Source organism: Cryobacterium sp. PH31-O1 (assembly GCF_030063455.1).
Taxonomy (GTDB): Bacteria; Actinomycetota; Actinomycetes; order Actinomycetales; family Microbacteriaceae; genus Cryobacterium.
Map to the genome: position 1 here is coordinate 907,877 of NZ_JASITB010000001.1, position 12,299 is coordinate 920,175.

General features: G+C 64.3%; 11 protein-coding genes. 10 read left to right on the forward strand and 1 reads right to left on the reverse strand.

The features are described 5' to 3' along the window. The first annotated feature begins 11 nt into the window (after window positions 1–11). The 6 genes from QMK31_RS04490 to QMK31_RS04515 are packed head-to-tail and all read left to right on the forward strand — an operon-like array spanning window position 12 to window position 10,063. Window positions 12–2,921, forward strand: coding sequence for a phage tail tape measure protein (locus QMK31_RS04490; protein ID WP_283499720.1), 2,910 nt, complete (start codon window positions 12–14; stop codon window positions 2,919–2,921). A 2-nt stretch (window positions 2,922–2,923) separates the two neighbouring features. Continuing rightward, complete coding sequence (locus QMK31_RS04495; RefSeq protein ID WP_283499721.1) at window positions 2,924–3,772, forward strand: phage tail family protein; 849 nt, start codon at window positions 2,924–2,926, stop codon at window positions 3,770–3,772. Window positions 3,773–3,780: 8 nt separating this feature from the next. After that, the gene (locus QMK31_RS04500) at window positions 3,781–4,791 is read left to right on the forward strand and encodes a hypothetical protein (protein WP_283499722.1); all 1,011 of its coding nucleotides are present in this window, start codon (window positions 3,781–3,783) and stop codon (window positions 4,789–4,791) included. Further along, a complete protein-coding gene (locus QMK31_RS04505; RefSeq protein WP_283499723.1) occupies window positions 4,791–5,621 on the forward strand; it encodes a M23 family metallopeptidase in 831 nt (276 codons plus the stop codon). Before QMK31_RS04500 ends, QMK31_RS04505 begins: the two co-directional genes overlap by 1 nt. A 3-nt stretch (window positions 5,622–5,624) precedes the next feature. Continuing rightward, window positions 5,625–6,884, forward strand: a complete 1,260-nt coding sequence (locus QMK31_RS04510) for a hypothetical protein (RefSeq protein WP_283499724.1) — start codon at window positions 5,625–5,627, stop codon at window positions 6,882–6,884. Between the two features lie 32 nt (window positions 6,885–6,916). Continuing rightward, the gene (locus tag QMK31_RS04515) at window positions 6,917–10,063 is read left to right on the forward strand and encodes a hypothetical protein (protein WP_283499725.1); all 3,147 of its coding nucleotides are present in this window, start codon (window positions 6,917–6,919) and stop codon (window positions 10,061–10,063) included. 36 nt (window positions 10,064–10,099) lie between these two features. Here QMK31_RS04515 and QMK31_RS04520 read toward each other — a convergent pair whose 3' ends face one another. Further along, entirely contained in the window at window positions 10,100–10,576 is a 477-nt protein-coding gene (locus tag QMK31_RS04520) for a hypothetical protein (protein WP_283499726.1), read from the reverse strand. Between the two features lie 353 nt (window positions 10,577–10,929). Here QMK31_RS04520 and QMK31_RS04525 point away from each other — a divergent pair, with 353 nt between their 5' ends. From QMK31_RS04525 to QMK31_RS04540, 4 genes are read left to right on the forward strand one after another with little or no spacing between them, the layout of a single operon-like run. Next, window positions 10,930–11,238, forward strand: coding sequence for a hypothetical protein (locus QMK31_RS04525; RefSeq protein ID WP_283499727.1), 309 nt, complete (start codon window positions 10,930–10,932; stop codon window positions 11,236–11,238). After that, window positions 11,235–11,864, forward strand: coding sequence for a hypothetical protein (locus tag QMK31_RS04530; protein WP_283499728.1), 630 nt, complete (start codon window positions 11,235–11,237; stop codon window positions 11,862–11,864). Before QMK31_RS04525 ends, QMK31_RS04530 begins: the two co-directional genes overlap by 4 nt. Next, the gene (locus QMK31_RS04535; RefSeq protein WP_283499729.1) at window positions 11,861–12,052 is read left to right on the forward strand and encodes a hypothetical protein; all 192 of its coding nucleotides are present in this window, start codon (window positions 11,861–11,863) and stop codon (window positions 12,050–12,052) included. The genes QMK31_RS04530 and QMK31_RS04535 overlap by 4 nt, the downstream gene beginning before the upstream one ends. Before the next feature lie 4 nt (window positions 12,053–12,056). Next, entirely contained in the window at window positions 12,057–12,260 is a 204-nt protein-coding gene (locus QMK31_RS04540) for a hypothetical protein (protein ID WP_283499730.1), read from the forward strand. The last annotated feature ends 39 nt before the right edge of the window (window positions 12,261–12,299 follow it).

Sequence of the window (12,299 nt, forward strand, 5' to 3'; positions counted from 1 at the left end):
GGTGACGGCTTATGTCCGCATTCAACGCCGGAGCGATCCAGTTCCTGATCCAAGCGGTCGGCGCGGAGGTCTTCAAACGGGATCTGAACGAAGCTGACAAGGCTGTAGCAGCCCTCGGCGCATCGTCTGAGACCGCGGCGAAGAAGGTCGCACCCGTCGGCGAGCAGGTCGATAAGACCGGCAAGGCTGCCCAGGCTGCGAAAGCTCCGCTCGATGGGGTCAGTACCGCGACGAAGAAAATGGGCGACGAGAACGCCACGGCCGCGCCCAAGGTCAAGCTGACCGCAAAAGAGATCGACGAGCTCAAGAAGAAGTCCGACGACGCCGGCCGCCTCATCGGTACCGCTGCTATCGGCATCGGTGTGGCCATCGCTGCCATGGCTACCATCGCGATAGGCACCTACGCCAAGTTCGATGAGGCTAGCTCCAAGACCGCCGCCGCGACCATGGCGACACGGGAGCAGCAGGACCTCCTCAAGAAGTCTGCGATCGAGCAGGGTGCCGCGTCGATCTACTCAGCGAAGGAAGCCGCCGACGCACAGACCGAACTGGCCAAGGCGGGCGTGTCCGTCAATGACATCCTCGCTGGTGGCCTGAAGGGATCTCTGGCTCTCGCCGCCGCAGGTGAACTGGAAGTAGCCCGCGCCGCTGAAATTGCGGCTACCACGCTCACAGTGTTCGGGCTGAAGGGTGACCAGGCAGGGCATGTTGCTGACCTCCTCGCCGCCGGCGCGGGCAAGGCGCAGGGTTCCGTCGAAGACCTCTCTCTCGGACTCGGTTATGTGGGTGTCAGCTTCGCCCGCCTCAACATCCCCCTCGAAGACACCGTTGGCACGCTGGCACTGCTGGCAGCAAACGGCCTGCTGGGTGAGAAGGCCGGCACGGGACTACGCAGCGTCATCTCATCCCTCACCGCTCCCGTTGCCAAAGGCTCTGAGGTGATGAAGCAGTACAACATCGACGTGTTCGACGCGCAGGGCAACTTCATCGGCATGCAGGGCGCTGCCCAGGAATTGCAGGACGGACTCGGCGGGCTCGACGAACAGACCCGGTCTGCTGCACTCGGCGCCATCTTCGGCGCGGAAGCTGCGAGCGCTGCAGGCATCCTCTACAAGTCCGGCGCGAAGGGCGTCAAGGAGTGGACTGACAACGTCGATGACCAGGGGTTCGCGGCCGAGCAGGCCGCGATGAAGACCGACAACCTCATGGGCGACATCGAGCTTCTCGGCGGTTCTATCGACTCCATTCTGATCAAGACTGGCGGTCAGGCCAACGGGGTTCTGCGCGACATGGTGCAGATCCTCATCGGCCTCACTGACTGGTATGGCTCGCTTGACGATGGTGCGCAAGGTGCCGCTCTAGCAATCGGCATTGGAACCGCAGCCGTGCTTCTGCTTGGTGGGACATTCCTGATCGCCGTCCCGAAGATCGTGGCATTCCGTGCCGCACTGACGACTCTGAATACCACGATGAAGGGTACAGCTGTCGCCGGAGGTGCTATCGGTCTTGCCGTCACCGCTGCGGCTATCGTGCTGGGGATCTTCGCCTCACGCCAGGCAGAGGCCAAAGCTAAGGTCGATTCCTTCACGGATTCGCTAGAAGCGAGCACTGGAGCTTTCACGGACAACACGCGCCAGCAGGTAATCAACTCGATCAAAGGTACGGACGCAGCAAAGATCGCCAAGCTGATGGGGATATCCCTCGGAGACCTAACGAATGCGGCTCTCGGCAATGCCGATGCAATCGAAAGCGTGAACGGCAAGCTGACCGAGTACCGCAAAAAACAGGACGAAGCTGGCGGCCCATTCACTAGCTCCATGGCCGAGAAGACATTTACCGACATCGAAAACCTCATCTCCAACACCTCTGAATCTCTCGCAGATTCAAAGGTCGCATGGCAGGAGAACAGGGATGCCATGGGTGAATCCACAGATGTCGCCGATGAGGCTGTGCCTGTGTATGAGGATGTGAAAGAGTCCGTCGATGGGGTCATCACTTCCATTAGCGACCTCATCACAGAGCTGGACGATGTCAACGGCAAGCACCTCGACAGTCGAGAAGCTGCCCGCCAGCTTGAGCAGTCCTACCGCGATTTCGATGCGGCGCTGGAAGAGAACGGCGCGCACCTCAACGCTGCCGGTACCGACCTCGACATCACTACGGAGAAAGGCTCTGCCCTACAGGGCGCGCTCGATGCCATCGCGGATAGTGCGATGGAGTCTGGGCAGTCGATCCTCGATTCAAAGGGCAGCTACGAGGAGTATCGGACGTCGCTCGAGACGAGCCGTGAATCCCTCCTGACCCGCATCGGTGACCTTGGAATTACTGGCCAAGCTGCTGAGGACCTCGCAACAGAGATCCTAAAGATCCCGACCAAAACGGAATGGGACATGCAGGTCAATACCGATGTCGCGAACGCGAAGATCGCGGCTACGAAGCTCGCTCTTGATACTTTCCTGACCAAGTACAACGCCGCACCCGCGAGTGCACGTTTAGGTCCCGGTATCTCATCTGGCGGAATGTGGCAGAAAGATTTGTATCAGGCCGACGGCGGGAAGGTTGACTTCTACGCCGGAGGTGGCCGCAGCGAGAACCATGTCGCGCAGTTCGCTCGTGCCGGCACAATGCGGGTCTGGGCCGAGCCGGAAACGGGCGGTGAATGGTACATCCCAGCATCGCCTGCGAAACGTCCGCGATCGATGCAGATCCTCGCATCGGCAGCCAATGAATTCGGCTACCAGTTGGTTCCATCAGGGTCTCCGGCATTTGCTGATGGCGGTCGCACTGCTGCAGGTCGCGCACCGGGCGCAAGCGCGGCAGGTCCAAAGGTAGAGATCAACGTCACTACGCCACCCAATGAAGATCCGCGCATTCTTGCGAAGCAGATTGCCCGCGAGTTCACCAGAGAAATGGCCGGTTGACGATGACGCAATTCATAATCAACGGATTGACCGCCATCGAGGGCGAGTCCGGCATGCCGCCGGGCCAGCTCTACTTCAACGACCTCGGAGACTGGTACACCGGCGCCGAGTCGAAGACCGACGTTCACGAGCGCGACCAAGCGGACGGCGCCAACGAAATCGAGAGCGACTGGCGAGCATCGGCGGTCTTCACCTTCACCGGCTGGTACGAAGGCGAGACGTGGACTGACGTGCTGCGGATGATCGACGCCTTCAACCGGGCCGTCGTGCGTCGCAGACTCGGACCCGTCACCGTCACAGATGAACTCGGGTCAACGTCCCGGATCGTGTCAGTGCGGTCGTCGCCGGTCCATGAGGACAAGTTCTCGAAGAGCTTCACTTTCGCCATCGACATGCTCGCCCCGGACCCACTGCGCTACGGCCCCGCAGTCTCCGTTTCCACTGGCCTGCCGACGTCTGGCGGTGGTCTGGCCTACCCGGTGACGTATCCGGTCGGGTACGGGGCGGCCGGCAACCCCGGCCGGGTCGTCGCGATGAACCCGGGCACGGCGGAGACGTTCTCTCTGCTCGAGGTGACCGGCGGCATGTCGGGCGGTTTCGAGCTGACGGAGATCTCGACGGGCCGGGTAAATCGCTTTGTACGTCCGGTGCCAGTCGGGTCCACGGTCGTGCTGAACCTGCGCACCGGGCGCGCGTTGCTCGATGGCCCGTCGGACGTGACGCAGTACTGGACGCGGCAGGAGCGGTGGTCGGTTCCGGCCTTCGACTCCCGCACCGTGCAGATCGCAGCTTTAGGTGTCGTCACCGGCACCCCCACACTCATGGCGCGCACTGCGCCGGCCTACTGGTAGGAGACACCGTGGCACTGAACTACTCTTTCCCGGGCCCGTCAGGCTTGGCCGATTCAACCGCGCTCCGCAAGGACCTCGCGGGCCTCGTCGTGCGCGATAGTGCGGGGGTGGTGCGTGGCGGGGTGTTCCCTCGACACACGGGCGCGCTAATCACGGCCCGCTCGGACATGCGGGTGAACGTGCTGCCGTTTGAGGGCGTCACGGTGCGTGGCGGGCCGTTGTTCATCGCCAATGACGGAGCGATGGTTTCGCCTCTCTTGGACTATGCGCCGTCCTCGAATGCCCGGATCGACGTGATCTATTTCAAGCAGAACGAATCGTCGCAAGCGGATGCCGACAACCTCCCGATCATCGGCGTGGTCACCGGCAACCCCTCGGCGGATCCGCAGAAGCCCGCTCTGCTCATTGCCGGCGCTGAGGAGCTCGGCACCGTCTATGTTCCGTCGACGGCGGTGGCGACGAATTCGAGCAGCGTCGTCATCACCGGGACGCACGCCTTCACGGCGGCAGCCGGTGGTGTGGTCATGGTGCGGTCATCTGCCGGCTACCCGGTGCTGCCGGTCTACGGCCAGCGCATCGATGACGTGGCACGAGGCTGCATGCTCCGGTGGAACGGGACCGGATGGGCCGCCGGAGCCCGCAGCATTCTCGGCGAAGCCGACCGGTCAGCAGCTTCGCCGTACACGCTCGGAGCTACCTACGCAGCCATACCCTCACTGTCGGCTGTGGCCACGACCCCGGCACGCGAGGTGAAAGTGTCAGCAACAGTGATGCTCGCCAACGCCAACTCCGGCGCAGACCGCACCGCACGGCTACGGGTGTTTTGCGACGGTGTCGGCATCGGTGAAGAACTCGCCGGAATCAACATCATGCTCAACGGCACCGGCGGGGCCACCGTGACCATTACGGCCAAGCACACCCCCAGCGCGGGCGCTCACACCTACACGCTGCAGTGTCTGGCGAGCACCGCCTCAGCCGTGCAAGCTTTCCAGGGAAGCCTGATGGTGGAGGCCTACTGATGCCGCTCAGGAACTACATCCTCAACGGCCCCTCAACTGTCATCCTCTTCGATCACCGCGACCCTTTCGAGTCGTGGAATCGGCACGTTGCCACTGCCGGCCGCGGCGGCATAGACCTTGTAGCGGCGGTCGGCACGCCCATTTATGCTCCGACATCGGGCGAGTGGCACTGGCGGAAGAACAACGGCAGTGCGGGTAACTCGGGTGAATTTCATCATGACGACAACGCCGGCTGGCGTGATGTGTTCAGCCACCTATCGAGCTACGTAGGCACGTCCGGTCAGCACTTCGAGCAGGGAGAGTGCATCGGCCACAGCGGCAAGAGCGGCAACGTCGTCCAGCATCTGCACCGCCATCTACTCGACCCGTCAGGCGTGCGCCGCAACCCATGGCTGTATTTCGTCGGGACGAGCACTGCGACCAATGGCAGCACCCCCATCAACATCACCGCAGTCCCAGCAGAAACGAGTCCCGCCATGTCAACACTCATTCGTAACTATGACGGCAGTATCGGACTCGTCACCGAAGATGGCGAGCTAATCCCGCTCGGCAGCATGACCGAGGTTGATTCGCTGCGAGCCACGGGGCTCGTGGGTGATTTTGTGCAGATGCCGGACGGTCTGATCTGGGATACCCTCACCACAATCACCGCCCGGAAGCTGGCGCAGCGCACAGCTAACCCGGCCGGGGTCGCCTCGGCGATCGCTCCGCTGCTGGTCTCCGCTGTGCTCGCCGGTCTCACTAGGACCGGGGCGACCCTGACGGAGGCTCAGGTGACGGAAGCTGCCGAGGTTGCCATTCGCAACGTCTTCGCCGACGCGGCGAAGTAGCCGATGACCGAGTACATTCTCGGGGATCTGCGCACGGGCCGGATCAGCACACGGAACCTTCCGGTGCTGTCCGGCCCGTGGTCTGTCCGGCTCGGCGCGGCAGACAGCCTCGACGTCACCGTCGACTACAACGACCCCGACACATTGGCCCTGTGCCTGCGGAACGCTGCCACCCCTGGCAAGGCCTACCTCGCCGTGGTGGAGCACGACGCGTTCGGGCAGAAGACGATCATGGCATCCGGCCCGATCTGGACCAGCACCTACGACCGCGACAAACGCACTCTCACGCTCGGTGCGAAAGGGTGGGGCTCCTACTGGGACCACCGCATCATCCTGCCCCTCCTCGCCCAGACGATCAGCCTCACTAGCTGGACGATCACCGACCCCGCCGACAACACCAAGACGATCCCGAACCCAGACCTGGCCACGAAGATCGAGGGACTCGCGCTCGGCACGATCGCCAAACGCCTGGTGCAGCAGGCACAACTCTGGACCAGCGGATCGCTGCCCTACGTCTTCAAAGCCGACGAGCTAAACACCACCCGGCTCCCGGACGGCACCTTCGAATCGACGCGCACCTACATCGGCGCCGACTTCAAACCAGTCGGCGAGGCACTCGACCAGCTCTCCGAGGTGGAGGGCGGCCCGGAGATGCGCCACACCGCACGCTTCACCACGGACGGCACCGGCATCGAAGTCCTCTTCCAGACCGGGACGACCACGCAGCCGCTGATCAGTTCCACCGCTGTGCTGTCGTGGGATCTGACCGCACCGGAATCCGCCGGCTACGGCCTCACCATCGACGAGGACGCCTCCGACCTGGGATCTCTCTCCTGGGCCACCGGTGGACGCTCCGCCGACACCGTACTCGTCTCCCGCGCTTACGACCCCACCCTGGTCGATCTTGGCTTCCCGCTGATGGAGATCACCGACAGCAGCCATTCGAGCGTGTCCGTGCAATCCACCCTCGACAGCTACGCCGCAGCCAACGTAGCCGGTGGGCGCCGACCCGCTGAGGTGTGGGCGTTCAACACGAAGGCCTACCCGATCGGCAGCGACGGCACCTCGGCCGGCCACTCCATTGACGAATACACGGTCGGCGATTTCGCCACCCTGCACCTCGATCCCTACGACCCCATGACTGGACGCGGCGACCCCTACCTCGCCGAGGGCGGCACGAGCGCGCACCGCATCGTCGGCCTCAGCGGCGACTCCGCCGGCGACGAAATCAAGATCCAACTCGCACAGAAAGTGACCTCCTGATGTCCGACTACAAAACGCCGAAAGGTGATGGCATGATTCCCATCGCGGAACGGCTGCGCAAGCAGGAGCGCCGCATCGCCGAGCTGGAACGCCCTGCAGGAACCTCGCTGGTGAACCTGGCCACTCAAGTGCAGACGACCACCGCGACGGCCAACCAGGGCCTGACGGATGCGGCGACCGCGCAGGGCGATGCCATCGCGGCCGCCTCCGACGCGGCAGCAGCAGACGCGAAAGCTGTCGCAGCCGCCGAGGTCGCAGCAGCGTCACAGTCGGCAGCGGATGCGGCCCGGGACGCGGCAGCCGTAGCTGATGCGGCAGCCACAGCGGCAGCAGCCTCCGCCGTCGAAGCTGACACGAAGGCAGCAGCGGCCCAGACGGCGGCGAACACCGCGCAGACGACCGCCAACGGCAAGAACCGAACCTATTACCAGGCCACCGCTCCGACCGGCACACTCACCGCCGGTGACCTCTGGTTCGATACCGGCGACGGCAACCGCCCCTACCGCTACTCCGGCACCGCCTGGGTCACGGCGCGGGACACCACCATTGCGACGGCCCAGTCCGCCGCGACCAGCGCCGCGACCAGCGCGGCCGCCGCCGATGCCAAGGCCGACGCGGCCCAGACCGACGCCGACGCTGCATTTGCCTCAGCGACCAGCGCAGGCGATGCCGCGGCTGCTGCGCAGACTGCCGCGACCGCCGCACGAATGGCCGCAACGACCGCGCAGACGTCAGCGGATGACGCGGCCACTGCGGCCAGTACCGCTGACGGGAAAGCGGCAGCGGCGCAAAGCGCCGCCAGCTCTGCCGCCACCGCTGCAAGCACGGCAGATGCGAAGGCTGTCGCCGCGTCCGGTCTGGCCTCGACTAAGGCTGTCGTGCTTTACCAGACGACAGCACCAGCCTCGACGTATCAGAACGCCAACACCCTCTGGATCGATACCACGAACAGCGCGAACACCCCGAAGAAGTGGTCGGGATCCGCGTGGGGTGCCATCACCGACAAGACCGCAACCGATGCAGCTGCCGCTGCCGCAACGGCCAGCACTGCAGCCGCGACTGCACAGACCAAGGCGAACTCAGCCACAGCTGACGCAGCTGCTGCCGACGCGAAAGCGGTCACGGCCAAGAGCGCAGCGGATGCCGCGCAGAGCAGCGCTGACGGGGCCAACAGTCTCGCAGCGGCGGCACGCACTCTCGCCATGACGAAGATCACCACCTTCTACGCCGCCACCACTCCGACCGCTGCCGGAGCCGGGGACCTGTGGATCGACACCGCCAACGGCAATGCCCTCAAACGGTGGACAGGATCAGCCTGGGCGACCGTTCAGGACTCCAAGCTCGCCCAGGCTCTGACCGCTGCAGGCGACGCTCAGGCGACCGCTGACGGCAAGGTACGCACCTTCGCGCAGACATCGGCGCCGACCGGCATGACTGCTGGCGACCTCGGCGATCTGTGGGTAGACACCGACGATGGCAACAAGATGTACCGGTGGTCAGGCACGGCGTGGGTTGCCGTGCAGGACACGTCGATCAGTGCCGCGCAGAGTGCAGCGTCGAGCGCGGCCACTGCTGCAGCAGCCGCGGATGCGAAAGCCGCGGCTGCCCAAGCGGATGCGACGACTGCGGTTGGTGCTGCGTCGACGGCGGACGGTAAAGCTGTCGCCGCCTCGGGCCTCGCCGCCACCAAAGCCGTGGTGCTCTATCAGACGACCGTGCCAGGTACCGCATATCAGAACGCCAACACGCTGTGGATCGATACGACCAGCAACGCCAACACACCCAAGAAGTGGGTCAGCGGTACGACCTGGGCTGCCATCACGGACAAGACGGCCACGGACGCGGCGAGTAGCGCGGCGACAGCGAACAGCGCCGCAGCGACCGCGCAGACCAAAGCAAATTCTGCCTCGACGGATGCTGCCACGGCGGACGCGAAAGCGGTCGCTGCGCAGACCGACGCCGACAGCGCAGCGTCCGCCGCCTCGACCGCGGACGGCAAGGCCGTTACCGCACAGAACCAGGCGAACACGGCCACCACCAATGCGGCTACGGCGAACACGGCTGCTGGTGCGGCGCAGAGCACGGCGAACACGGCGAGGACCAATGCGGCGACCGCGCAGTCTCGTGCGGACGCCGCTTACTCGAGCGCGACTGCAGCAGCGACCGCAGCTGGGAACGCGCAGACCACCGCGAACGGCAAGAACACCGTCTGGTATCAGGCCGCAGCGCCAACCGGCACCGGGCACGCTGTGGACGATGTGTGGTTCGACACCGACAACGGCAACGCGATCGCCGCATGGTCCGGCACCGCATGGGTCGCCAAGCAGCTCGGCACGAATGCGATCGCCAACCTCGCCATCACGAATGCGCAGATCGCAAACCTCGACGGGGCGAAGATCACCGCCGACACCGTCACAGCGATACAGCTACTGGGAACTGCGATCGACGGCATGACGGTCACCGGCGCAATCATCCGCACCGCCGCCTCCGGACGTCGTGTGCAGTTGGATACGACCGGGTTGACCGGGTATGACGGCGCCGAGATCCTGAAAATGGAGGTCACGACCGATGGGGCCGTTCGCTCCTACGGGGGTGGGACTGCGGGCAAGTTCGCCTCGTTCAGCAATGGCGGACTCACGTTCAAGACGAACCCGGGCCAAGCGACCGTCGACCTGCAGGTTGACAGCACGGGCTTCCTTCTCGCTGGCAGCACCACGAAATATCTCCAAGGCGACCTCAACGTCATCGGCCAGATTTCAGGCGGTGGTCTCCTCCGGGTTCTGGGAGATGTCAGCCGGGAGTATCCGAGCCCGGTGCAGCAGCTTCTGTCCACGGCATTCTCTAATATCGCCGGTCTGGAGGTGGACACCAAACCCCGATGGGCCGGGTCTATTGCCGGCGAAGTTCAGATCACCGCAACCGTCACCCTCGTCAATGCCGGTTCCGGCGCAGACCGAACGGTGGCGCTGAGGATCCTTTGTGACGGCGTGCAGATCGGCAGCCAGCTCGACAACATTGCCCTGATCAACAACGGCAGCTACGGAGCTGACACGGTGACACTCAAAGCTCGGCACACACCGAGCTACGCCAACCACGTTTACACAGTTTCGGCAGTTTGCAGCGCGGCCAGCTCTGTCTACGCCCGGCAGGGAAACATCATGGTCACCACGTATGTCTAACGGAGGAATCGTGCCCGCGCCAGGGTTGGTCGCCGCTCAGTTCGCGACGCACCCCGTCGGGATGCCGGCATCATTGAGCCAACCGGGTGCAAATCCCTCTTCGCACTCGAACGTCGGGGCCAGAAGCCACGCATCGAGGGCAGCGAACGGGTTGAACGAATCACGGGGCACAATCGCCTCCGGCTCCATAGCGGGAACCGCGGCAAGAGGGACAACAGGCGCGGCAATGGGCGCGGGCGCGACGGCGGCAGGGACTTCCGGAGCTGCAGGCGGTTGGACTGTCGGCGCGGATCGTTTCGAGGGAGCCTGCACGACCTGCTCGACCGGAACCTCAACCGGAATCTCGACCGACTGCACGACCTCAGCGGGCGAGGCCGGGTCGACGGTCGGGGCCGGCGTGCTCGTGCCTTGAGTCTGCCGAACGCTGACCGGCTCGGCGATCAGTTCGTCCGAGCATCCGCTCAAGAGTGCGGTGGCAACGACGGTAACGGTGAGGGTCAGGAGGAGTTTCATGGCTCCAACCTAGGGGTGTATGTACACCCAACGCACGGTGTATGTACACCCCGTTTAGGGTCGAGCCACGTACTCAGTCAAGCCGCGACGGATCACGTCCGTCAACGTCTCACCATTCTCAGCCGCCTTCGACTGTGCGGCCTCCTTCAAATCCACCGGGATCCGCACCGAGGTAATCGGGGTCTTCGGTTGATTCGCCATTCCCCCATCATGCAGCACGCCCGATCAAAGAGCCCCAATTCACCTACCCACACCCACGAAAGGGGCGCGCATGCCATGTCGTCATGACTGGGATTCACCTTGCTCCTGCGGGATGAGCTGCGACTCGTGCACGCACACGATCGGGCCGAGCGATGGCTGAGCAAGGCCCCGAGCCCACACCATGGGAACTCATGCGGGGCCTCAGCCGTGTTGAAGACGCCGTCCACCAGCTCGGCGGGAAAGTCGTCAACATTGACCTGTACGCCGCCGACCAAGCCCGAGTCAACACGCGGCTACGCGATCTGGAAACCGGCATCCGGGATGCCAAAACCGCTGAGGTCGCCGCCGACAACCGCGCCGACGACCAGAAGGCACGCAACCGCTGGACCCTCATCGGGCTGTTCGCATCCCCTTTCATCGCCGCCATCGCCATTTTCATAACTCAAGGAGGACTTACTTGAACCCGCGCAAAGGCATAGGCCCGAACATTGTTTCAGGGCTTGCCGTCATCGGTCTACTCGCCGCCATGATCTTCCTCATGGTGGGCACCACCGAACGTGACGCGAAAATAGACCGGCTCTCCGCCGGCAACGACGCGCTGTTCGCGCAAGTGCAGGAACAAGGCCAGATCCCTGTCGCCCCGCCTGCAGAAACCGTTACAGGTGACCCAGGGACGGACGGCGGGCAGGGCCCGCGCGGATTCGACGGCCCGCCAGCAAGTGCTGAATCAATCCTCGCGTCGGTCGCCGGCTATTGCGCCCTCCGGCTTGATTGTGCAGGCCCTGTCGGCCCGGTTGCACCGGCGCTAATCCCTCGTGACGGTGTGGACGGCACTGACGGTACTAACGGCATGGCCGGAGCTGATTCGACGGTGCCCGGCGAAAAAGGCGACACGGGCGCGACCGGCGCCGACTCCACCATTCCCGGCGCCATCGGCCTAACCGGCGCTGGCGTCGCGTCCATCCTCTGCCAGGACGACGGCACATGGCTCTTCACTCTCGCCCAGCCTGACGGATCAACCACCACTCAGACGGTCGACGGCCCCTGCCGAGTCGACCCCATCATCCCAACCAAGGAGACACCATGATCAAGAACCCCGCAGCCTACGTCAAGGCCTACGCCGCATGGATTGGCGGCGTCCTGTCCGCCGTCATCCTCGCGGCGCCCATGATCGGTGTCGACATCCCGCCGTACGTCGCGCTGGTGTCCATCATCATCACCGCCGTTTCGGTGCAGGCGCTCCCGAACACTGACGCCACCAAGAGCACCGAGTAGCAGCATGGACCTCACCGCACTCACCGACATCGAACTCGAAACGCAGCACGTCGCCATTCAAGCCGAGTACGACCGCCGGTCCGTACTCGCAGCGATCCCCGAACAGGTCGCCGTCCTGTCCCTGCAATACCTCGCCGCCGGCGGGAACCAATCCAACCTCGACGCCGCGATTGTCCCGGCCGCGGAGGAAGCGACCACAACCGCGTAGCCCCTGCACGACAAAGCCCCGCCGCTCGATCCTCACGGA